This is a genomic window from Bacillus sp. LQ01, assembly GCF_057624735.1.
In genome coordinates, this window is record NZ_JBYEZL010000002.1 from 1,121,611 (window position 1) to 1,142,932 (window position 21,322).

25 protein-coding genes are annotated in these 21,322 nt (G+C 35.1%); 22 read left to right on the plus strand and 3 right to left on the minus strand.

Annotated elements, in window-relative coordinates; genetic code table 11:
• Positions 1-49 precede the first annotated feature (49 nt).
• Both glnR and glnA read left to right on the plus strand, forming a co-directional pair.
• Entirely contained in the window at positions 50-439 is a 390-nt protein-coding gene (gene glnR, locus AC22L0_RS18215; protein WP_000656783.1) for a transcriptional repressor GlnR, read from the plus strand.
• Positions 440-487: 48 nt separating this feature from the next.
• Positions 488-1,822, plus strand: coding sequence for a type I glutamate--ammonia ligase (glnA, locus tag AC22L0_RS18220; RefSeq protein WP_000092763.1), 1,335 nt, complete (start codon positions 488-490; stop codon positions 1,820-1,822).
• A 336-nt stretch (positions 1,823-2,158) separates the two neighbouring features.
• On the opposite strand, the gene AC22L0_RS18225 is transcribed toward glnA, so the two are convergent.
• Complete coding sequence (locus AC22L0_RS18225; RefSeq protein WP_033683142.1) at positions 2,159-2,818, minus strand: LexA family protein; 660 nt, start codon at positions 2,816-2,818, stop codon at positions 2,159-2,161.
• Between the two features lie 204 nt (positions 2,819-3,022).
• On the opposite strand from AC22L0_RS18225, the gene AC22L0_RS18230 reads away from it, so the two are divergent.
• The 13 genes from AC22L0_RS18230 (at position 3,023) to AC22L0_RS18290 (ending at position 11,966) form a co-directional block, all read left to right on the plus strand.
• Entirely contained in the window at positions 3,023-3,235 is a 213-nt protein-coding gene (locus tag AC22L0_RS18230) for a hypothetical protein (RefSeq protein WP_000283431.1), read from the plus strand.
• A gap of 202 nt (positions 3,236-3,437) precedes the next feature.
• Positions 3,438-4,196 (plus strand): ORF6C domain-containing protein, encoded by a 759-nt coding sequence (locus AC22L0_RS18235; protein WP_048567458.1) that lies wholly within the window; start codon positions 3,438-3,440, stop codon positions 4,194-4,196.
• A gap of 11 nt (positions 4,197-4,207) precedes the next feature.
• A complete protein-coding gene (locus AC22L0_RS18240; protein WP_001189064.1) occupies positions 4,208-4,402 on the plus strand; it encodes a hypothetical protein in 195 nt (64 codons plus the stop codon).
• A gap of 152 nt (positions 4,403-4,554) precedes the next feature.
• Complete coding sequence (locus AC22L0_RS18245; protein WP_048567460.1) at positions 4,555-5,442, plus strand: DnaD domain protein; 888 nt, start codon at positions 4,555-4,557, stop codon at positions 5,440-5,442.
• A 296-nt stretch (positions 5,443-5,738) separates the two neighbouring features.
• Positions 5,739-5,876, plus strand: a complete 138-nt coding sequence (locus AC22L0_RS18250) for a hypothetical protein (protein ID WP_180236056.1) — start codon at positions 5,739-5,741, stop codon at positions 5,874-5,876.
• Positions 5,851-6,237 carry a DUF1492 domain-containing protein gene (locus AC22L0_RS18255; protein ID WP_087967674.1) on the plus strand — a complete coding sequence of 129 codons (387 nt, stop codon included), beginning with the start codon at positions 5,851-5,853 and terminating at the stop codon, positions 6,235-6,237. The genes AC22L0_RS18250 and AC22L0_RS18255 overlap by 26 nt, the downstream gene beginning before the upstream one ends.
• A 238-nt stretch (positions 6,238-6,475) precedes the next feature.
• Positions 6,476-7,462: a lysozyme family protein gene (locus tag AC22L0_RS18260; protein WP_139894728.1), complete on the plus strand. Its 987-nt coding sequence runs from the start codon at positions 6,476-6,478 to the stop codon at positions 7,460-7,462.
• 156 nt (positions 7,463-7,618) lie between these two features.
• The gene (locus tag AC22L0_RS18265; RefSeq protein ID WP_087967678.1) at positions 7,619-8,461 is read left to right on the plus strand and encodes a M23 family metallopeptidase; all 843 of its coding nucleotides are present in this window, start codon (positions 7,619-7,621) and stop codon (positions 8,459-8,461) included.
• 275 nt (positions 8,462-8,736) lie between these two features.
• Positions 8,737-9,639 (plus strand): peptidoglycan recognition protein family protein, encoded by a 903-nt coding sequence (locus AC22L0_RS18270; protein WP_087967680.1) that lies wholly within the window; start codon positions 8,737-8,739, stop codon positions 9,637-9,639.
• A 61-nt stretch (positions 9,640-9,700) separates the two neighbouring features.
• Positions 9,701-9,931, plus strand: a complete 231-nt coding sequence (locus AC22L0_RS18275) for a BhlA/UviB family holin-like peptide (protein ID WP_000392443.1) — start codon at positions 9,701-9,703, stop codon at positions 9,929-9,931.
• 372 nt (positions 9,932-10,303) lie between these two features.
• The gene (locus tag AC22L0_RS18280) at positions 10,304-10,627 is read left to right on the plus strand and encodes a PadR family transcriptional regulator (protein WP_001102627.1); all 324 of its coding nucleotides are present in this window, start codon (positions 10,304-10,306) and stop codon (positions 10,625-10,627) included.
• Entirely contained in the window at positions 10,620-11,162 is a 543-nt protein-coding gene (locus tag AC22L0_RS18285) for a DUF1700 domain-containing protein (protein ID WP_000031383.1), read from the plus strand. Before AC22L0_RS18280 ends, AC22L0_RS18285 begins: the two co-directional genes overlap by 8 nt.
• A complete protein-coding gene (locus AC22L0_RS18290) occupies positions 11,163-11,966 on the plus strand; it encodes a DUF4097 family beta strand repeat-containing protein (protein WP_087967682.1) in 804 nt (267 codons plus the stop codon).
• A 92-nt stretch (positions 11,967-12,058) separates the two neighbouring features.
• On the opposite strand, the gene lexA is transcribed toward AC22L0_RS18290, so the two are convergent.
• Positions 12,059-12,679 (minus strand): transcriptional repressor LexA, encoded by a 621-nt coding sequence (gene lexA, locus AC22L0_RS18295; RefSeq protein ID WP_000413738.1) that lies wholly within the window; start codon positions 12,677-12,679, stop codon positions 12,059-12,061.
• 141 nt (positions 12,680-12,820) lie between these two features.
• Between lexA and AC22L0_RS18300 the strand changes: the two genes are divergently transcribed.
• Complete coding sequence (locus AC22L0_RS18300; protein WP_000991472.1) at positions 12,821-13,477, plus strand: YneB family resolvase-like protein; 657 nt, start codon at positions 12,821-12,823, stop codon at positions 13,475-13,477.
• 45 nt (positions 13,478-13,522) lie between these two features.
• On the plus strand, positions 13,523-13,762 hold the full coding sequence (locus AC22L0_RS18305; protein WP_000607015.1) for a DUF896 domain-containing protein: 240 nt from the start codon (positions 13,523-13,525) through the stop codon (positions 13,760-13,762).
• A gap of 39 nt (positions 13,763-13,801) precedes the next feature.
• Here AC22L0_RS18305 and AC22L0_RS18310 read toward each other — a convergent pair whose 3' ends face one another.
• Positions 13,802-15,385: a bifunctional metallophosphatase/5'-nucleotidase gene (locus tag AC22L0_RS18310; RefSeq protein WP_087967684.1), complete on the minus strand. Its 1,584-nt coding sequence runs from the start codon at positions 15,383-15,385 to the stop codon at positions 13,802-13,804.
• 185 nt (positions 15,386-15,570) lie between these two features.
• Here AC22L0_RS18310 and AC22L0_RS18315 point away from each other — a divergent pair, with 185 nt between their 5' ends.
• The 5 genes from AC22L0_RS18315 to tkt all read left to right on the plus strand — a co-directional run bounded on the left by AC22L0_RS18315 (position 15,571) and on the right by tkt (position 21,250).
• The gene (locus AC22L0_RS18315) at positions 15,571-16,503 is read left to right on the plus strand and encodes a phosphate/phosphite/phosphonate ABC transporter substrate-binding protein (RefSeq protein WP_087967685.1); all 933 of its coding nucleotides are present in this window, start codon (positions 15,571-15,573) and stop codon (positions 16,501-16,503) included.
• Positions 16,504-16,586: 83 nt separating this feature from the next.
• Positions 16,587-17,360, plus strand: coding sequence for a phosphonate ABC transporter ATP-binding protein (gene phnC / locus AC22L0_RS18320; protein ID WP_000569247.1), 774 nt, complete (start codon positions 16,587-16,589; stop codon positions 17,358-17,360).
• Positions 17,357-18,151 carry a phosphonate ABC transporter, permease protein PhnE gene (phnE, locus tag AC22L0_RS18325; RefSeq protein WP_001286376.1) on the plus strand — a complete coding sequence of 265 codons (795 nt, stop codon included), beginning with the start codon at positions 17,357-17,359 and terminating at the stop codon, positions 18,149-18,151. The genes phnC and phnE (AC22L0_RS18325) overlap by 4 nt, the downstream gene beginning before the upstream one ends.
• Positions 18,151-18,954 carry a phosphonate ABC transporter, permease protein PhnE gene (gene phnE, locus AC22L0_RS18330; protein WP_087967688.1) on the plus strand — a complete coding sequence of 268 codons (804 nt, stop codon included), beginning with the start codon at positions 18,151-18,153 and terminating at the stop codon, positions 18,952-18,954. Before phnE (AC22L0_RS18325) ends, phnE (AC22L0_RS18330) begins: the two co-directional genes overlap by 1 nt.
• 295 nt (positions 18,955-19,249) lie before the next feature.
• Positions 19,250-21,250: a transketolase gene (gene tkt, locus AC22L0_RS18335; protein ID WP_000019782.1), complete on the plus strand. Its 2,001-nt coding sequence runs from the start codon at positions 19,250-19,252 to the stop codon at positions 21,248-21,250.
• Positions 21,251-21,322 lie beyond the last annotated feature (72 nt).

Below are 21,322 nucleotides of genomic sequence, written 5' to 3' on the forward strand. Positions count from 1 at the left end.
TAACATAGTATAAAATGAGAAGCAGTTAAGGCGAAGGAGGAACTGAAAAATGAAAGAAGATAGACGTTCTGCCCCGCTGTTTCCTATTGGTATTGTTATGGATTTAACACAATTGTCTGCACGTCAAATTCGCTACTATGAAGAGCATAATCTTGTTTCTCCAACCCGTACAAAGGGGAATCGTAGATTATTTTCATTTAACGATGTAGATAAGTTGTTAGAAATTAAAGATTTGTTAGATCAAGGCTTGAATATGGCTGGTATTAAACAAGTGTTACTAATGAAAGAAAATCAAACAGAAGCAGTGAAAGTAAAAGAAGAAACGAAAGAAATTTCAAAAACTGAGCTTCGCAAAATACTTCGAGATGAACTACAACATACAGGTAGATTCAATCGAACTTCATTGCGACAAGGTGACATTTCAAGATTTTTTCACTAAAGATAACTGATTCTGAAGGCGATTAGAGGGACTAAGGAGGAATTTATAATGTCTAGATACACAAAAGAAGATATTTTCCGTTTGGCGAAAGAAGAGAATGTAAAGTATATCCGTTTACAATTTACGGACCTTTTAGGGGTAATTAAAAACGTAGAGATTCCAGTGAGACAATTAACGAAAGCTCTTGATAACAAAATGATGTTTGATGGATCTTCGATTGAAGGTTTCGTACGTATTGAAGAATCTGATATGTATTTATATCCTGATTTAGACACTTGGGTAATTTTCCCTTGGACAGCTGAAAAAGGTAAAGTAGCTCGACTAATCTGTGATATTTACAATGCAGATGGCACTCCATTTGATGGAGACCCACGTAACAACTTAAAACGTGTGTTAAAAGAAATGGAAGCTTTAGGATTTTCAGACTTCAATCTTGGACCAGAGCCAGAATTCTTCCTATTTAAGGTTGATGAAAAAGGAAATCCAACATTAGAACTAAACGATAACGGTGGATACTTCGACCTTGCGCCGATGGATCTAGGGGAAAACTGTCGTCGTGATATCGTTCTTGAACTTGAAGAAATGGGATTTGAAATTGAAGCATCTCACCATGAGGTTGCTCCAGGGCAGCACGAAATTGACTTTAAATATGCAAATGCAATTCGCTCATGTGATGACATTCAAACATTCAAACTTGTTGTAAAAACAATTGCTCGTAAACATGGTTTACACGCAACGTTTATGCCAAAACCACTATACGGTGTGAACGGTTCAGGTATGCACTGTAACTTATCATTATTTAAAAATGGTGAGAACGTATTCTTTGATGCAAACGGTGACTTACAATTAAGTGATGATGCTCGTCACTTCATCGCAGGTATTTTAAAACATGCACCAGCATTTACAGCGATAGCAAACCCAACTGTAAACTCATACAAACGTCTAGTGCCTGGATATGAAGCGCCTTGTTACGTAGCATGGTCTGCACAAAACCGTAGTCCGTTAGTACGTATCCCTGCATCTCGTGGTATTAGTACACGCGTAGAAGTACGTAGTGTTGACCCAGCTGCAAACCCATATTTAGTAATGGCTACATTATTAGCTGCAGGTCTTGATGGAATTAAAAACAAATTAACTCCACCAGCAGCAGTAGATCGTAATATCTATGTAATGACAAAAGAAGAGCGCGAAGAAGCAGGTATCGTTGACTTACCAGCAACATTAGCGCAAGCATTAGTTACATTACAATCTAATGAAGTAGTATGCGGTGCACTAGGAGAACACTTACTTGAGCACTTCATCGAAGCGAAAGAGATTGAGTGGGATATATTTAGAACACAAGTTCACCAATGGGAACGCGATCAATATATGTCTCTATACTAAGAGGCTTGAACCCTTGATACAACTCGTATCAAGGGTTTTTTAATTCCCAATTATTACACTTTTATGTGGTTGCAAAATGAAAAAAGCCACATAAAAGCCACGAATTAATAACAAGTAGTGATATCATAGAAAAACATTATCAGATAAACATAAGTTTTATATAATTTGTGAAATGAAAAAGCCTTGATACTACGGTATCAGGGCTTTTTTAGTGAAGTTATTGGATATATTAACTACTAGATAATGGATTATTTTTGGTTATTTTGAATCATGTTACTAAGAAAATCTTTTCAAAAGAATTGATTTTATCTTTTTTTAAATCACTTGTGCTATAACTTAATAATTCTTTACTGCCTGTACAACGCGACCAATTATTTTTACATCTTCAGCTGAAAGGTCGTAAGTTTTTGGTTCGTGGATAGGGTCATTACTCAATGGTATTAAAGTAATGATGCTTCCGGATTTTGAAATCTTTTTCACGGTAGCATCATAACCATTGACTTTTACAACAGCAATTTGTCCGTTTTCAACATAAGGAGTTTCCTCTACTAAAACATAAGAACCATCAGGGAATTCGAGATTCATGCTAGTGCCTTTTACAGTAAGATAAAAATACTTTTTACGCTTGTTTAAAAATGTACTCAGCATGGGTAAATAGCCTTCAATATTTTCTTCGGCGAATATAGGTGTACCAGCTGCTACAGAACCAATGATAGGAATATGAATAATGTTTGATTGATCGTTTTGGATGGTTTCATAAATAGAAACTTCTTCTTTAACAGTATTGTCCTCTTGAGTTGCGAGTCTTTCTAAATCATCAGTAGTGATTCCTAATCCCTTACAAACTTTTATGACATTATCAACAGACGCTTTACCAATCCCTCTTGATAACATGGATTGCAGTGTTGTGGGGGGGAGACCTATTTTTTCGGCGAAGGCTCTTTTGCTATAGCCAGCTTCTTTTATTAAGCGTGTTACAACCTCTGCTTTTTTCATTACTTTCACCATCTTTCTTATTAAAATGTATACGATATTGCGTATTTCTGTATATATCATAACCTAACTAAAATTATTAGTAAATAGAAATATATACGAAATTGAGTATTTAAATACGTTTTTTTGTTGACTAAATACGAAATTGAGTTTATATTTAAATGGAAATGAACGCAATATCGTACAAGGAAAACAGGTGGTGAGTCAATGTATCCGAATTTGCGTGCAGAGATGGCGAGAAAAAGAATTATGATTACACAAATTTCTTCGCATCTGAAACTTCGCCACGCAACAGTGAGCGACAAAATAAATGGTAAATTTCGTTTTTATTATGATGAAGCTTTTGAAATTAAGAAAACTTTTTTTCCAGAACATAGTTTGGAATATCTTTTTGAATTTGAAGAAAATGAAGCGAATTGAAATCGGAGGAGATTTACTTAAAATGTAACGCTATAATCGAATTATTAAATGATGATTTAATAAGAGGGTTCATATCAAAGTATTTAATTTAAATTCCGATAACTAGTTAATTTGTAAAAAGAAAGTAACGAATTATGGGTAGTGCGAAATTATCTCAATGCAATAAAGATAGCCCAAAATTAGTAGTGAGGAGGAGATGAGGATGAGGCAATTAACTGACTCATCAGTACATAGTTCATTAGTATTTGAAGTTAATGGCAAAGTAGTAACGGATAGTTTGGTAATTGCGAAGATATTCAAAAAAAATCACTTGGACGTTTTGAAGGAAGTTCGAAAACAAATTGTATATGTAGGTGAAGAGTTTGGTGGAGAAAATTTTCACGAGTCCACTTATGTTAATTCAAAGAACAGGCGAATCTCTAAATATGATTTAACAGAAGAAGCATTCACGTTACTTGTTATGGGATATACCAGTAGAGAAGCGGTTGGAATGAAAATTAAATTTATGAAAGAGTTCAAACGAATGAAGCAGTATATACAAAATCAACAAAATGTGCCAAAGGATCCAATGGGGGTTTTAAAGTTAACATTTGCTGCGTTAGAAGGACATACTCAGGAGATACAAGAGATTAAGTCTGAGGTGAAGGGATTGCGAGAAAATATGCCGCTTTATGCTATCGAGTGTGAAGAAATAACAAGGGCTGTAAAAAGGTTAGGCGTTATATTATTGGGAGGTAAAAATTCAAATTCTTATCAGGATATCGGCCTTAGAAGGAAGTTATATAGAGACATTTACAGTCAGTTACATCGGGAATTTGGTGTGAATAGTTATAAAGCTATTAAGCGTCATCATTTGGATAGAGCAATACAAATTATTAATGAAGAATATTCAATTCCAACTGTTTTAAATGAAGAAATTACAGTTAAAAACTCACAAATAAATATGGCAGACATTCAGTAGGAGGAAAGAACATGCAAAGAAAGATTTTAGTGATTACTAGCAGTTTAGCAGGGTTACCAACTGTCAGTGAATTTAAAACAAAAGAAGATGCAAAAGAGCAGGTTAGAAAGCTTATTCAAAAAGGAATGAGTCAAAATGTGATTCGTATAACACAAGAAATTCCAATGAATATCGAAATTCAAGTGGATGTTGAATTTGAGGAATAAGAGAGGTTTAGAAGAAAATAGATATGGATAGCATGATTGTTTTGAATGAATGCATAAGAAAAGAATCCGTTGCAGCGGATTCTATAAGAAAAAATATCTCTAGATAAGTATAACATTGAATACCGTTTTTGAGAATTTATGAGGTGGCTAGTATGGGGATTATTCGAGTGAAAAAAGATAGTAATTATTCCGTTATAAATAATACTGGTTTAAAAGATGAAAGGTTGTCATGGAAAGCGAAAGGGATCTTAGCCTATGCGCTTACATTACCAGACGATTGGACTTTTCATATTAGCGAGTTAGCTCGACATGCTAAGGATGGAGAAGATTCACTTCGTACAGGTTTTAAGGAATTAAAAGAATTAGGTTATGTAAAACGTTATCCTGTTCGTGATGGGAATACGAAAAAAATTACAAGGTGGGATACGGAAATTTACGAAACGCCACAAAGGAACATGCCACAAGTGGAAAACCAAGATGTGGTAAAGCCATATGAGGAAAATCAGAAACTACTAAATACTAATAGACTAACTACTAATAAACGAAATACTAATATACAAAATACTAATCATTATGATGATATGGATAAATTAGAATCTCGTGTATTCATCAATGAGAGGGTTAAAGTAAGTTGTAACTTTATTAAGGGGATGGGCATTCCGTTAAGTGAAATTGCAATTGCAGAGTTGGGGGATTTTTGTAATTTGTTTAGTGATGAGTTAATTCAGCATGCAATTAATAAAGCCGTTGATGAGAATGCACCAAGATGGAACTACATTAAGGCTATATTGAGGAATTGGAAGGAGCAAGAAGTTAAAACATTAGTTGATGTGGCTACACTAGATAGACGTTTCGAAATGAGCAAGAAAAAGAAATATAACGGGACAGGTAGGAAGTATTCAAATAGAAAAGAGATTGTACCCGATTGGTTATATAAAGATGATGAATCAACAAATCCAGAAGGGGAAAGAAAAACCGTGCAGTCTATTGATGAAGAGCGTGAGAGATTACAAGAAGTGTTAAATAAATATAAGTCATAAGAAAAAATGTTAGGTGATTTTGTTATTTTAAAATATATTATGTTAATAAAATAATAATACAATTATATTCTTTAAAGATTCCCAATGCATAGTGAACAGTATTATAAAGGTAGTAGTGAATGTTTGGATCAAGTATGAACCATTTGTAATTTCATTTTCTTTCTTAAGGTTCTATGGGGACTGTTAGAAGTTTTTTCAAAAGGATTCAGGAATTAATTACGATATCGGAATTCTAAAGATGTAATGAACTTATCAATAGAGGGTCAAAAATGTTAGGAAAGGGTTGTGTTTATAAAATGAAAGATAATTTACAGGTAATAAAGATTGAAAAGGCTAATAAGCATATTCATTCTATTAAATTAGTATTAAGAGACTTTGTAAAAAGAATGGAAGTGGGTGAATCAGTAAGTGTTCGAATGGCTCAAAGATTATAAGAAGTTAGAAGAAGAAATTGCTTATTTAGAATACAACTTAGATAAATCAAAAGCCGAATTGAAGCGTTGGATTAGCGGTGATTTGCAAAGTGTAAGATTAACTGCTGAATCGGAAGGGGCTAAGGTAGAAGGGCGTATTGAAGCAATTGAATATGAATTAGCTCATAAAATGAATGAAGAGTGTGATTTAAAGCTTTTGATTAATAAGTTTACAGGACTGGATCATCAAATACTTAAAATGAAATATGTTGATGGAATGACTTTAGAGCAAATTGCGTTTGAATTACATTATAGTACAGGCTATATACGCCGAAAACACGCTGAAATAAGGAAGATTGTCAAGTTTTTAGATGGATTTTAGTGTTACCTTTTTGTAGGATACATGCAGTGTACAGAAAGTATTGAAAAAGTGATTTATAGTAGTAATATAAGATTTCGACGAAAGGGCAACTATTTTTATGGTTGCTCTTTTTGTTGTGAAAGAAGGTGAGCAACATGAAGTGATTTGATGGATTAATGGGTTTTTAGCTTCTAGTTATATTTAGTAAAGTAGTAGTTTTACAGGCGAAAATAATAGAAAAATAAGGAGATGTTTAATGATGAGTTTATTAGCTGCTTCAGTCAAAACAAAGAATTTGCCACAACAGGTGTTACGTTGGCAATCAATGGTGGAAAGCGAATGTTCTGCACAAGGTGTACCTGAGTTAGTTCCTTACGTGCTTGGAATTATTATGGTGGAAAGTGGAGGGAATTCTGAAACGACACCTGATATTATGCAGTCTAGTGAATCACAAGGATGGGCAATGAATACAATTAAAAACCCGAAAGATTCAATTTATTACGGAGTGAAGCATTTAAAGGGTGCTTTTGATGATGCGAAGAAAAATGGCATTACAGATTTAAGTGCCATTGTTCAATCATATAATTTTGGACGAGCTTATCTTCGCTGGTTAGCTTCTAACAATAAACAACATTCATTACCGGTGGCAGATCTGTATTCTAAAACGGTTGTTGCGCCGTCACTTGGAAATACGACTGGTGCTATGGTGAAATATAGTCATCCTATCGCTGTTGCCTACAATGGTGGTTATCGATATAAAAACGGGGGGAATTTCTTCTACTCTGAAATTGTTAAGCAATATGTAGATTTTGATGGAGGAACTGGTGGTGGTGACAATAAACCGTTGCAACCAAAAGGACTGGGAATTGCAACGTCTAAATACCCAGAAGGATGGGGCATCAATTTATATAGTAGTGGTAATAAAGATGCTTGGTTCACTGGCGAAGTAATCAATACTAAAACTCCATATTTAATTTTAGATGGTGCTTGGTACGGTGGGGATGAAAATATGCTGTGCTTAGGATGGCAACAATGGGCAAAGCAGGAACACTTTGAAGTACAATGGTTCTATGCATATTCAAAATATCCAGCAGGTTATGGCATTAACACATACAAAGGGCCGAATGGTGAATGGACTGGTAATGTGGATGGTTCTGTGCCCTATGGGATTTTTGCAAGAAAAGATGGTTATATGGACATTGGACAAAACACTTGGGTGAAAGAAGAACATTTTAATATAAGATAATGACAAAGGGTCTCGTACTCTGTGAATGTAATCATGGAATGTGATGGTGTGAGAATTGTAAATACTAGATTTATTATATATAGAAATAAAAAAATTAAAAAAGGTGCTTTTATAAGCACCTTTTTATATTGCTTATAAATAGAAAGGAAGATTAATATGGCAAAATTTATTTATCCGACAGATACAACAAGAGTAACAAGTGGTTTTAGAGGGAGTAGAGCAGATCATCATGGGATAGACCTTGCTGAATCGGGTTATCATCCAATTTATGCAGCAGCTAGCGGGCGAGTTAGTCGTTCTTATGTTTCATCTAGTTATGGTGAGTGTATTATGATTGTGCATACTATTGATGGAGCTACATGGGAAACTGTGTATGCTCATATGCGTAGCGGTTCTCGAACGGTTAAAGAAGGTGATTATGTTACGCAAGGACAAACCATTGGAGTTATGGGTAGCACGGGACAAGTTACTGGTCAGCATCTACATTTTGAATTGCATAAAGGATCTTGGAACGTTAATAAGAGTGATGCTGTGAATCCGTTAGACTACTTGGGAAAAGGTGATGGTGGTGGCACAACTGATCCTTCTAATAAACCGATACAACCAAAAGGCCTTGGAATTGCGACATCTAAATATCCAGAAGGGTGGGGTATTAACTTATATAGTAGTGGTAATAAAGATGCTTGGTTCACTGGTGAAGTAATTAATACTAAGACTCCATATTTAATTTTAGATGGTGCTTGGTATGGTGGTAATGAAAACATGCTGTGCTTAGGATGGCAGCAATGGGCGAAGCAAGAACATCTCGATGTACAGTGGTTCTATGCATATTCAAAATATCCAGCAGGTTATGGTATTAACACATATAAAGGGCCGAATGGTGAATGGACTGGTAATGTAGATGGATCTGTACCTTATGGGATTTTTGCAAGAAAAGATGGTTATATCGATATTGGGCAAAACACATGGGTAAAAGAAGAACATTTTAATGTAAGATAATATCTTTAAATCTGCATATATTAAGTAGGATGGAAAAACTTGTTACCATACCTCTTGAGATGAGAGTAATATCTGTAAAATGCTGTGCGGAATATAGAGTGGGGTTTTTGAAAGAGCAACTGATGTAAAAGGTTGCTCTTTTTCTTTTTTGAATGTGAGGACCATAGCCCATTATATAAAATGCCGCCCGTATGAGCATTTAGTTTCTAGATGTACTTAATAATTCAGTGGAATTTTAAATGATAAAAAATAAAAGAAAAAGGAGATGTTCAGTAATGGAAATTAGAAAAAAATTAGTGGATCCAAGTAAATATGGTATAAAGTGTCCAAATACAATGACACCAGAATTCATCACAGTACATAATACGTACAATGATGCATCAGCTGAAAATGAGATATCATATATGATTGGAAATAATAATTCAGTGTCGTTTCATGTTGCAGTAGATGACAAAGAAGCGGTACAAGGTATTCCGTTTGATCGTAATGCCTGGCATGCCGGTGATGGTAACGGGAATGGCAATCGTAAATCTATCGGGATTGAAATTTGTTACTCTTTAAGCGGTGGAGATAGATATTATAAAGCAGAAGATAATGCAGCAATTGTTATTGCTCAGTTAATGAAACACTTCAATATTCCAATTAGTAATGTACGTACACATAAGTCCTGGAGTGGCAAGCATTGCCCACATCGTATGCTTGATGAAGGAAGGCTGGATCAATTCATTAAGAAGATAAATGAAGCACTTAACAACGGTAATAACGATAATAAACCGATACAACCAAAAGGCCTTGGAATTGCGACATCTAAATATCCAGAAGGATGGGGTATTAACTTATATAGTAGTGGTAACAAAGATGCTTGGTTCACTGGTGAAGTAATTAATACAAAAACTCCATATTTAATTTTAGATGGTGCTTGGTATGGTGGGAATGAAAACATGCTGTGCCTAGGATGGCAGCAATGGGCGAAGCAAGAACATCTTGATGTACAGTGGTTTTATGCATATTCAAAATATCCAGCAGGTTATGGTATTAACACATATAAAGGGCCGAATGGTGAATGGACTGGTAATGTAGATGGGTCTGTGCCTTATGGGATTTTTGCAAGAAAAGATGGTTATATCGATATTGGGCAAAACACATGGGTAAAAGAAGAACATTTTAATGTGAGATAAGGATATGAGAGTAGGATCACTCGTATGATTCTCTTTAATTTTTGAAAAGGAGATGAGAACGATGGAAGAACAAATCTTCAATTCAATGATTCAACAAGGAGCATTCGCAGCTTTATTTGTATGGATGCTGTTTACTACGCAAAAAAAGAATGAACAGCGCGAAGAACAATATCAAAAAGTTATTGAAAAAAATCAACAGGTCATTGAAGAACAAGCAAAAGCATTTAGTTCGCTGTCGAAGGATTTATCAGATGTTAAGCAAAAAATCTTGGGAAACGGGGATGAAAAATAAAATATGATATTAAAGCATTTTTCGCGTATGCAGGTTCTCAAATAGGAATGCGATTAATATATAATAATGAGAAAAAAGCCCTAATACCGATAAGTATTGGGGCTTTTTTCTCATTAACTATAGTGAATAAGGTTGTGGTGGATTCTTCAAGAGGAAAGAGTGAATGAAGTCTAATATTAATGTAAATGAAATGAAACCTTGAATGCTGCTTAGTTATAACATAGTCTTATTCAGGATTTCGTTAGTTCATTTTCTAAATTTTGGAAATAAATATAGCTTAGTACCTTGCAATAAACAATACTAAGTGGTATATTATGGATAAGATAGGTACTGTGCATTGAACAGTACTAAGATAGGAAAGGAGGATGGCACTTGAACGTTCAGTTTAAAAAAGGTGTGCTTGAACTTTGTGTATTAGCACTTGTAAAACGTAAAGATAGTTACGGTTATGAACTTGTTCAGCAAATTTCTAATAAATTTTTAATATCGGAAGGGTCAGTATACCCTTTATTACGTCGTTTGACGAAAGAAGGGTATTTTCAAACGTATTTAAAGGAATCTACGGAAGGGCCACCTCGTAAATATTATCAATTAACAGAGCAAGGGGAGACGCAATTTCATTTGTTAGTAACAGAATGGTGTGATTTTGCGAAAGGGGTACAAGAAATTATTGAAGGGGTGGAATGGGATGAGTAAAGAAGGGTTTCTTAAAGAATTATCAAGTTATCTTAGAAAGTTACCAGAGGAAGAGAGGCAAGATATTTTATTGGATTATGAAGAGCACTTTCAGTTTGGACTAGAAGAGGGGAAAACTGAATCAGAAATAATACAAGGCCTTGGTTCTCCGAAAGTAATAGCGAAAGAATTACTTGCGATGTATCGCTTCGATGAAATGAAAAAAAATCCATCGACTTCAAATGTGACAAGAGCTGTTATGGCAGCGATTGGACTTAGTTTGTTTAATTTTATTATTGTGTTAGGACCGTTAGTCGCAATTATTGCTTTTATATTTTCTTTTTGGATCGGTGGTATTGCTAGTGTAGTAACACCATTTTTCGTTATTGGAAAAGTATTTATGGGTACTTTTATATGGTTGGATCTTTTCGTTAGTATAACGTTTGTTGGAGTAGGTTTATTGTTATGTATTATCGCTTTTTATAGTACAAAGTGGTTTAAGAGATTGTGTGTACGATATGTAATATGGAACTTCAAAATGATAAAAGGAGAGTAAATGATGAAAAAACTATTTTTAATCGCTATTGCTTGTATCATTATTGGAGTAATAGGAATTTCCCAAACATATGAAAAAGTAGTACAAACTGCTAAAAAAGGCGATAAAGAAAATGTAATTAAAAACGAAACATTAAAAAATATAGAAGTTAAGTTAGATGCCGGGGATATTATTGTCCAAAAATCTCCTGACTCTTCTTTTTATATCAAGCAATCAGGAGATGTACGTAAACAAGAGATTCGTATCGCAGAAGATGGTGACACATTAAAAGTTATTGGGGAAAGAGAAAAAGGTGCTTCATTTGATTTTTCTTTTTACGATTTTAGGTTTCAAACGTCTAAATTGACTCTCCTTGTGCCCGAACGCTCTTACCAAGATGTAAAAGTAAATTCATCTGCTGGACAAATCGAAATAAGTGATGTGAAAAGTGATAGCGTAAGTGTTAGAACACTTGCTGGAGAAGTAGAGTTGAAACAAATAACGGCTAAGAATGTGGAGGGATCGACAAAAGCTGGTGAGGTGAATTTTAAGAAGGTATTAGGGAAAGTGACCGCAAAAACAACAAGTGGGGAAATAAATATTCAAGATCATGATTCTAAGTATAATCTAGAAGCAAGTTCAACTGCGGGAGATATAGATATTACTTTATCGGAAAAACCACAAGATGCGGTAATTACTGGGCAAAGTGCTGCCGGAGATGTAACAATTTTTAATGAAGAAAATAAAAACGTAACAATTGGAAATGGTAGTAAAAAGATTAGTGGTAAAACGGCTGCTGGAGATGTGACGATTAAAACTCGTTAATAAGAAATAGAATGCATGGAAATCTATCAAAATACAAAAAAGAAGATAATTACCGTATATAAATAAGGTAATTATCTTCTTTTTATTATTTTTTAATGTAAATCACGATATACGCCAATTACTTTCCCGATAACTGACACTTGTTTTAAAATGATAGGTTCTAATGAAGAATTTTCTGGTTGTAAACGGAAATGGTCTTTTTCTTTATAGAAACGTTTAACAGTTGCTTCATTATCTTCTGTTAAAGCGACTACAATTTCACCATTATATGCAGACTGTTGTTGGCGAACAACAACTAAATCTCCATCGAAAATACCAGCTTCAATCATACTATCTCCAGAAATACGTAACATGAACACTTGGTCTGCTCCAGCAACAATACTAGCTGGAAGTGGGAAATGTTCCTCTACGCTTTCGACCGCTGTAATTGGTAAACCAGCAGTAACTTTTCCGACAATTGGAACTTGAATAACAGATTGTGTTTCCGTATCCATTCGGTCTTCACCTAAAATTTCAATGGCACGTGGTTTTGTTGGATCGCGTCGAATGTATCCTTTTTCTTCTAATCGTGATAAATGTCCGTGCACTGTAGAACTAGAAGCGAGGCCGACTGCTTGACCAATTTCACGTACGGAAGGTGGATATCCTTTTTCTTGTACTTTTAGCTTAATAAAGTCGAGAATGTCTTGCTGGCGTTTCGTTAACTTTTCCATGTTTTCTAACACCTCGTTTTCTTTCATTTTTCTTATTAATAAGTATAACATGTGAAAAAACATTCTACAAACATAAGTTCGAACAAATGGCGGATTTATGTTACACTATAGGGAAATAATAGGGAGAAAGAGGGGTTCAAAATGAATGCAATTATTTATGCACGTGTGAGTACAACGAAAGAAGCGCAAGAAACATCATTATTACGTCAAAAAGATGAATTATTGCATTTAGCTGAGCGCTATCAAATGAATGTTACTAAGGTGATTGAAGAGCAGGCTAGTGGATATACAATTGAACGTGACGGTATATTAGAGGTGTTGGATACAATTCGAGACGAACAAATTGATGTGTTACTTATACAAGATGAAACGCGTCTTGGTAGAGGAAATGCGAAGATCGCGTTAATGCATTGTTTACATAAAGAAGGCATAAAAGTATATACGCATACACATAACGGTGAATTACAATTGTCGGATTCTGATTCGATGGTATTAGATATTATTGGTATTGTTGAAGAATATCAAAGAAAGATTCATAATATGAAAATTAAACGAGGTATGCAACGTGCAGTAGAAAAAGGTTATCGTCCAGAAAAAAATTTAAAAAATCGTCATTTAAGTGTAGGAAGAGAGAAAAAAGAAGTGCCAATTGAGGAAATTGTACGTTTGCGAAAAAGTGAACTCACGTTTGAAGAAATTGCAGCAACATTACGTGGATTTGGTCATAATGTTTCAAAGGCGACTGTACATCGTAGATATGTAGAGTATACGAAGCAATTGCTTGATAAAGAAGAGTAACTATTGTATGATAATAATCAGTTTTGATTAGAAGGGGGATTCGAGATGATTAATCACGAACTCGTTGAACGCATTAACTTCTTAGCGAAAAAAGCAAAAGCTGAAGGTTTAACTGAAGAAGAGCAACGTGAGCGTCAATCGCTACGTGAACAATATTTAAAAGGATTTCGTCAAAATATGTTAAACGAACTTAAAGGTATTAAAGTTGTTAACGAAGAAGGTACAGATGTTACACCGACGAAATTAAAAGCTTTAAAAAAGCAAGATAATGCAAAATTAAATTAAAAGATGGGCGAAGCCCATCTTTTTTATTTGTAAAAATCGTTATTTAATAACTTTCCAGTTGTTATTAACTGTTGCTTCTATCGTTTTATGTTCCAATATATAATTAGCGATAAGTTCAGACATATCTGTGGGTATATCTTTTACTACTGGTTTGTTTTGAAACATAAAGAAATTTCCCCCGCCACTTGCACGATAATTATTCATTACAACGTCATATTCTTCATTCATATTAAGAGGAGCACTGTTATGCTGTAAAGATTCTACTCTTTCACCAATTGGTTTTGAAATGTTTAATACGTATGAAATCCCTTCCCACATATCATAATTATAATGTTGTGGCTTTGGTTCTATGTAGGTAGGACTTACGGTGATTGATCCATCTGTTTTTAATGTGAAATAAGAAGCAGAGAGTTCAAGAGCATTTTTTATATCTGCTCCAGTTATTTTAATTACTTTTAATGTGTTTGGATAAATATAATTAGAAACGATATCACGCATTGTTACATGTTCCGGGAAACCTGGAGATGTATTATGGAACAAACTTGTACAAGAAATTGATACATTAGCTATATTCATCTGTATTTTATTTATGAATTCTATAAAAGGATGATCATGCAAACGAGTTTGCATAGCATCTGAAATTTGCATGTCCCCTTGAATGATTCCAATAGGTTGATCAAGCCACTTTTGTGTTTTCTTTTCGTAATCGGCTACCAATGAAAGTACATCTTGGTCCGCCTCAAATCCTTGTACAGATAATAATTCAGAAGAACTCTCTTTTTTCACCCATTTATGTTTCGTTTTTTCGAATGTTACTTTTACTTTTCCAACTGAGTGTCCATTGCATCCGGTCTGTAAAATTGTTACACCGTTAGCCATTGTGTGAGAAATTTCTCGGTGTTGGTGGCCTGTTAATAAGATATCTATGCCTTCAATTTCATGGCACATTGCATATCCTTGGTTTTCTCCTGTTAACACTTCAGTCGGTACCCCGGTTTGTAAATCTCGTTCAACTCCCCCGTGATACGCTACGACTAGTAAATCTGGTTTCTCATGTTTGCGAATATAAGAAACCCATTCTTTTGTAGTCTTTAATGCATCTTCAAATAGTAAATCTTTAATGTGATGGGACTGTTCCCAATTTGGTATGTAATGTGTTGTTACCCCTAAAATAGCAATTTTTATATTTGATTCAATATGTTTTATTACATATGGTTTCCCGAAATAAGGTTTTTTACTGTTTTTATCTAAAATGTTTGCTGATAGGTACGGGAAGTTCGCAGTAGTCACAGCATTATTTAATATATCCATCCCGTAATTAAATTCATGATTGCCGATAATTGCAGCGTCATACTGTAAGTAATTCGCTAATAAGGACATTGGGTTTTTTTTGTTTTTTTCGTATGTAACATAATGATAAGTAAATGGTGTTCCTTGAATAAAGTCGCCATTATCAATTAAAAGAACGTTTGTATTTTGGGAACGTTCTTTTTTTATAAGAGTAGAAATTTTAGCTAAACCAAGTTCTGCTGGGGAGTTATCTTGGTAGTGAATAGGATAAACAGTGCCATGTATATCGCTTGTTAATAAGATGTTTAAAGTTACAGTTTGATTTTGTTCCAATATGACTCACCTTTTCTATTGTTATCTTCCAATTCATCATATCAAATATGTGAAGAGAATTTTAATGTGAGTGTATAGAATGTGTAAAGATTCTGTAAATAATCAATTATTTGTAAAAATATGTGATATATTTCTTCATGTTTATGAAAGGTTATTTTATAACAATGAAAAATGGAGGCATTAATATGTTGAAAAAAGTTTTTGCAATGAGCACAACAGTTGTACTAGCAGCGGGATTATTAAGTGGCTGTGGAACGAAGGAATCAAGTAAAAATGAAGATACGAAAAAAGGGTATGTACCGAAGACTTTAAATGTTCAATTTGTTCCTTCTCAAAATGCAGATACGTTAGAGGCGAAGGCAAAACCGCTTGAGAAGCTATTAAGTGATAAGTTAAATATTCCAGTAAAAGTTAGTATTTCAACGAACTACAATACAATTGTAGAAGCGATGGCATCTAAACAAGTAGATGTAGGATTTTTACCGCCGACAGCGTACGTATTAGCACATGAAAAGAAGGCTGCAAATGTAATTTTACAAGCACAACGTTTTGGAGTAGAGGATGAAACAGGAGCCCCTACAAAAGATTTAGTAGATTATTATAAATCTGAGTTTGTTGTTAAGAAAGATTCAAATATTAATAGTGTAAAAGATTTAAAAGGTAAAAAAATTGGCTATCAAGATGTAACGTCATCAGCGGGATATGTGTGGCCTGCAGCTGTTCTATTAAAAGAGGGAATTGATCCGTTAAAAGATGTGAAACCTGTTACATTAAAAGGTCACGATCAGTCGCTTATTGCTCTTTTAAATGGTGACGTAGATGCGGCTGTTGTATTCCAAGATGCTCGTAATATTGTAAAAAAAGATTATCCGAATATATTTGATCAAACGAAAATAGTGAAATTTACTGAGAAAATTCCGAACGATACAATTTCTGTACGATCTGATTTAGATGCAGAGTGGAGCAAGAAATTACAAGATGCTTTCATTGAAATTGGAAAGAATGAGGAAGGCCGTAAAATCATTAAAGAAGTATATTCACATGAAGGATATGTTAAATCTGATGATAGTAAATTTGATATCGTTCGTGAATATGGGAAGAAAGTAAAAACGCAATAATACATATGGAAATGGCAGCTAGCTGAAAGGGGATGTTTTCAGTTAGTTTGCCGTTTTGAATACATAGAAGGTAGGTAAGATGTGTGATAGAGTTTCGAAATGTCTCCAAAGTGTATCCAAACGGTACAAAAGGATTGAATAATATAAACTTGAAAATTCAAAAAGGTGAGTTTGTTGTAATGGTAGGGCTGTCTGGAGCTGGAAAATCTACACTTCTCAGATCCGTAAATCGTCTTCATGAGATTACCGAAGGAGAAATCATTATTGAAGGTGAGTCTATTACTGCTGCGAAAGGAAAAGGATTAAGGCGTATGCGCCGGGATATCGGTATGATCTTCCAAAGTTTTAACCTTGTAAAGCGATCAACAGTATTAAAAAATGTATTAGCTGGTCGTGTTGGATATCATTCCACATTACGTACAACGTTAGGTTTGTTTCCGAAAGAAGATGTGGAGCTCGCATTTCAAGCGTTAAAAAGAGTGAATATTTTAGAAAAAGCATATGCACGTGCTGATGAATTATCAGGAGGACAACAGCAACGTGTATCAATAGCTAGAGCATTGGCACAAGAAGCAAAAATCATATTGGCAGATGAGCCTGTTGCATCGTTAGATCCACTTACGACAAAGCAAGTATTAAATGATTTGAAAAAAATCAATGAAGATTTTGGAATTACAACAATTGTGAATTTGCATTCTATTGATTTAGCTAGGCAATATGCGACACGTATTATTGGATTACATGCAGGAGAAATTGTTTTTGATGGTTCAGTAGAAGAGGCGACAGATGAAAAATTTGCTGAAATTTATGGAGATGTAGCACAGAAAAATGAATTGTTAGAGGTGGCAGTTAAATGAGTGACGTAACGATATATTCGAAATCGATACCGAAGCCGCCGAGTAAGTTGAAACATATGTTAACGTTTATTTTAGTTATTTTAATGCTGTGGAGTAGTAGTGTACAAGTAGATGCATCATTTTCAAAACTGGTAGACGGTTTTCCCAATATGGTAGATCTATTGAAAGAGATGGTGCCACCTGATTGGAGTTATTTTCAAGTTATTACAACAGCGATGTTAGATACAATACGTATGGCGATTATTGGGACGACCTTAGGAGCGATTTTAGCTATTCCACTTGCACTGTTTGCAGCAAGTAATGTGTTTACTAACACATTTTTATACAGTCTAGCTCGAATGATTTTAAATTTGATACGAACGATACCAGATTTATTATTAGCGGCAATTTTCGTAGCGATTTTTGGAATTGGGCCACTTCCAGGTATTTTGGCTCTTACTTTTTTTTCAATTGGACTTGTAGCGAAATTGTTGTATGAGTCAATTGAATCAATTGATCCAGGTCCGTTAGAGGCGATGACAGCGGTAGGAGCTAATAAGGTGCAATGGATTGTTTATGGGGTAATTCCGCAAGTGAAAGCACATTTTGTCTCCTATGTTCTTTATACATTTGAGGTGAACGTACGTGCAGCAGCTGTTTTAGGTTTAGTAGGAGCAGGTGGTATTGGACTATATTATGATCGTACACTTGGATTTTTACAATATAAACAAACTGCTTCTATAATTATTTATACCCTTATTGTTGTTTTGTTAATTGACTACATTAGTACATTGTTACGGGAGAAACTATAATGAATAGAACGACGATGATTGTGCCAAAACCGAAGAAACCGAGTATATATCGCTGGATTATTTTAATAGCACTTACAGTTGTATATGTATGGGCCTTTTCAGGAGTACCATTAGAAGGGATAAAGGACACAGCAGGTGAAATCACGAAAGCAATTATGACAGGGATATTAAATCCAGACTGGTCGTATGTATCTTTGCCAGATGGTGAAGATTTATTACATGGATTAATTGATACGTTGTCAATTGCGATATTAGGTACATTTATTTCTGCATTTTTATCTGTTCCGTTTGCCTTTTGGGCGGCAACGAATATGAGTATTGGAAAATTAACTTCAGGATCTGGGAAATTTGTGCTTAGTTTTGTTCGTACGTTTCCTGAATTAGTTATGGCTCTTTTATTTATAAAAGCTGTTGGTCCAGGCTCTTTTGCAGGAGTATTAGCCTTAGGATTACATTCTATTGGAATGTTAGGAAAACTATATTCAGAAGGAATTGAAAACATAGATAAAGGACCGACGGAAGCGTTACTAGCAACAGGAGCAAACCGTTTTCAAATACTTTGGTATGCGGTGTTACCACAAGTGTTACCAGATTTTCTATCGTATACGTTATACAGATTTGAAATTAATGTACGATCCGCTGCGATTTTAGGGGTTATCGGAGCAGGAGGGATTGGTACACCTTTAATTTTTGCGCTGAGTTCACGGAATTGGTCTCGTGTTGGTATTATTTTATTAGGTATTATTTTAATGGTAATGATAATTGATTTGATTTCAAGCTCGATTCGGAAACGGATTGTTTAACTTATTTGAAAAGCATCGAAGTTAGATGCTTTTTGTGTTTTTAAAAACGTATTAAAAAAAGTAAGTATAGAAGAAATTTGTATAAATATACAGATAATTCCCTTTCTTTTTAAAATAAAAATAATGAAAAAGTATGTCATATTGAATGCCCATACATTCCCGGGAACATTGATTTTTTTATAAAAAACCAAAAAAATATCAACATATTTGTCGATACATGTTGTATAATCTTGCGTGGGAAGCTATCATATAAATGTATAAAACGTTTACTAATATAAGCGAAGGGAAGAATAGCATGTCACATTCAATCGAACAACTTTCTATCAACACGATTCGCACATTATCCATCGATGCGATTGAAAAAGCAAACTCTGGTCACCCAGGAATGCCAATGGGTGCAGCACCAATGGCTTATACATTATGGACTCAATTTATGAAACACAATCCAAATAACCCAACGTGGTTTAACCGTGATCGTTTCGTATTATCTGCAGGTCATGGTTCAATGTTATTATACAGCCTACTTCACCTATCTGGTTATGATGTAACAATGGATGACTTAAAGAACTTCCGTCAATGGGGAAGCAAAACTCCAGGACATCCTGAGTACGGTCATACAGCTGGTGTAGATGCAACGACTGGTCCACTTGGACAAGGTATTGCAACTGCTGTAGGTATGGCAATGGCTGAAAGACATTTAGCTGCTAAATATAACCGTGATGCGTATAGTGTAGTAGATCATTATACATACGCTATTTGTGGTGATGGAGATTTAATGGAGGGCGTTTCTGCTGAAGCATCTTCATTAGCTGCTCATTTACAATTAGGTCGTCTTGTTGTGCTTTATGATTCAAACGATATTTCATTAGATGGCGATTTAAATCGTTCATTCTCTGAAAGTGTAGAAGATCGTTACAAAGCATACGGATGGCAAGTAATCCGTGTTGAGGATGGAAACGATATTGAAGCAATCGCGAAAGCAATTGAAGAAGCGAAAGCTGACGAAAAACGCCCAACGCTAATTGAAGTAAGAACGACAATTGGTTTCGGTTCTCCAAACAAATCAGGAAAATCAGCTTCACATGGTTCTCCACTTGGTGTAGAAGAAACGAAATTAACGAAAGAAGCATATGCTTGGACTGCTGAGCAAGACTTCCACGTAGCAGAAGAAGTATATGACAACTTCCGTAAAACAGTACAAGATGTTGGTGAAACTGCGCAAGCTGAGTGGAACACGATGCTAGGTGAATATGCACAAGCATACCCAGAATTAGCAAACGAATTCCAAGCAGCAATGAACGGTCAACTTCCAGAAGGTTGGGAGCAAAACCTACCAACTTATGAATTAGGATCAAAAGCAGCAACTCGTAATTCTTCTGGTGCTGTAATTAATGCAATTGCAGAGTCTGTACCATCATTCTTCGGTGGATCTGCTGACCTTGCTGGTTCTAACAAAACATACATGAATAACGAAAAAGACTTTACAAGAGATGATTACAGCGGTAAAAACATTTGGTACGGTGTACGTGAGTTCGCAATGGGTGCAGCAATGAACGGTATTGCACTACATGGTGGTTTAAAAACTTACGGTGGTACGTTCTTCGTATTCTCTGATTACTTACGTCCAGCAATTCGCCTTGCAGCATTAATGCAATTGCCAGTAACGTATGTATTCACACATGACAGTATCGCTGTTGGTGAAGATGGTCCAACACATGAACCAATCGAGCAATTAGCAGCGCTTCGTGCAATGCCAAACGTTTCTGTTATCCGTCCTGCTGATGGTAACGAATCTGTTGCAGCTTGGAGACTTGCTTTAGAATCTACAAACAAACCAACTGCTTTAGTATTAACTCGTCAAGACCTTCCAACATTAGAAGGTGCAAAAGATGATACGTATGAAAAAGTAGCAAAAGGTGCATATGTAGTTTCTGCAAGCAAGAAAGAAACGGCTGATGTAATCTTACTTGCAACTGGATCTGAAGTAAGCCTAGCTGTTGAAGCTCAAAAAGCATTAGCAGTAGACGGCGTTGACGCAGCTGTTGTCAGCATGCCATCTATGGATCGCTTCGAAGCTCAAACTGCAGAATACAAAGAATCTGTATTACCAAAAGCAGTAACAAAACGTTTCGCAATCGAAATGGGTGCTACATTCGGATGGCACCGTTACGTAGGTCTTGAAGGAGATGTGTTAGGTATCGATACATTCGGTGCTTCTGCTCCTGGTGAGAAGATTATGGAAGAGTATGGATTTACTGTAGAGAACGTTGTTCGTAAAGTAAAAGAAATGCTTTAATGATTTCAGAAAAATCTCTCCGGCATGGAGAGGTTTTTCTATGTAAATGAGTTTTTTCGACAGAAAAAGTTT

What these genes read in the sequence shown, in the direction of transcription:
- glnR (WP_000656783.1), top strand. Translation starts at nt 50, where the DNA reads ATGAAAGAAGATAGACGTTCTGCCCCGCTGTTTCCTATTGGTATTGTT.
- glnA (WP_000092763.1), top strand. Translation starts at nt 488, where the DNA reads ATGTCTAGATACACAAAAGAAGATATTTTCCGTTTGGCGAAAGAAGAG.
- AC22L0_RS18225 (WP_033683142.1), bottom strand. Translation starts at nt 2,818, where the DNA reads ATGAAAAAAGCAGAGGTTGTAACACGCTTAATAAAAGAAGCTGGCTAT.
- AC22L0_RS18230 (WP_000283431.1), top strand. Translation starts at nt 3,023, where the DNA reads ATGTATCCGAATTTGCGTGCAGAGATGGCGAGAAAAAGAATTATGATT.
- AC22L0_RS18235 (WP_048567458.1), top strand. Translation starts at nt 3,438, where the DNA reads ATGAGGCAATTAACTGACTCATCAGTACATAGTTCATTAGTATTTGAA.
- AC22L0_RS18240 (WP_001189064.1), top strand. Translation starts at nt 4,208, where the DNA reads ATGCAAAGAAAGATTTTAGTGATTACTAGCAGTTTAGCAGGGTTACCA.
- AC22L0_RS18245 (WP_048567460.1), top strand. Translation starts at nt 4,555, where the DNA reads ATGGGGATTATTCGAGTGAAAAAAGATAGTAATTATTCCGTTATAAAT.
- AC22L0_RS18250 (WP_180236056.1), top strand. Translation starts at nt 5,739, where the DNA reads ATGAAAGATAATTTACAGGTAATAAAGATTGAAAAGGCTAATAAGCAT.
- AC22L0_RS18260 (WP_139894728.1), top strand. Translation starts at nt 6,476, where the DNA reads ATGAGTTTATTAGCTGCTTCAGTCAAAACAAAGAATTTGCCACAACAG.
- AC22L0_RS18265 (WP_087967678.1), top strand. Translation starts at nt 7,619, where the DNA reads ATGGCAAAATTTATTTATCCGACAGATACAACAAGAGTAACAAGTGGT.
- AC22L0_RS18270 (WP_087967680.1), top strand. Translation starts at nt 8,737, where the DNA reads ATGGAAATTAGAAAAAAATTAGTGGATCCAAGTAAATATGGTATAAAG.
- AC22L0_RS18275 (WP_000392443.1), top strand. Translation starts at nt 9,701, where the DNA reads ATGGAAGAACAAATCTTCAATTCAATGATTCAACAAGGAGCATTCGCA.
- AC22L0_RS18285 (WP_000031383.1), top strand. Translation starts at nt 10,620, where the DNA reads ATGAGTAAAGAAGGGTTTCTTAAAGAATTATCAAGTTATCTTAGAAAG.
- AC22L0_RS18290 (WP_087967682.1), top strand. Translation starts at nt 11,163, where the DNA reads ATGATGAAAAAACTATTTTTAATCGCTATTGCTTGTATCATTATTGGA.
- lexA (WP_000413738.1), bottom strand. Translation starts at nt 12,679, where the DNA reads ATGGAAAAGTTAACGAAACGCCAGCAAGACATTCTCGACTTTATTAAG.
- AC22L0_RS18300 (WP_000991472.1), top strand. Translation starts at nt 12,821, where the DNA reads ATGAATGCAATTATTTATGCACGTGTGAGTACAACGAAAGAAGCGCAA.
- AC22L0_RS18305 (WP_000607015.1), top strand. Translation starts at nt 13,523, where the DNA reads ATGATTAATCACGAACTCGTTGAACGCATTAACTTCTTAGCGAAAAAA.
- AC22L0_RS18315 (WP_087967685.1), top strand. Translation starts at nt 15,571, where the DNA reads ATGTTGAAAAAAGTTTTTGCAATGAGCACAACAGTTGTACTAGCAGCG.
- phnE (WP_001286376.1), top strand. Translation starts at nt 17,357, where the DNA reads ATGAGTGACGTAACGATATATTCGAAATCGATACCGAAGCCGCCGAGT.
- phnE (WP_087967688.1), top strand. Translation starts at nt 18,151, where the DNA reads ATGAATAGAACGACGATGATTGTGCCAAAACCGAAGAAACCGAGTATA.
- tkt (WP_000019782.1), top strand. Translation starts at nt 19,250, where the DNA reads ATGTCACATTCAATCGAACAACTTTCTATCAACACGATTCGCACATTA.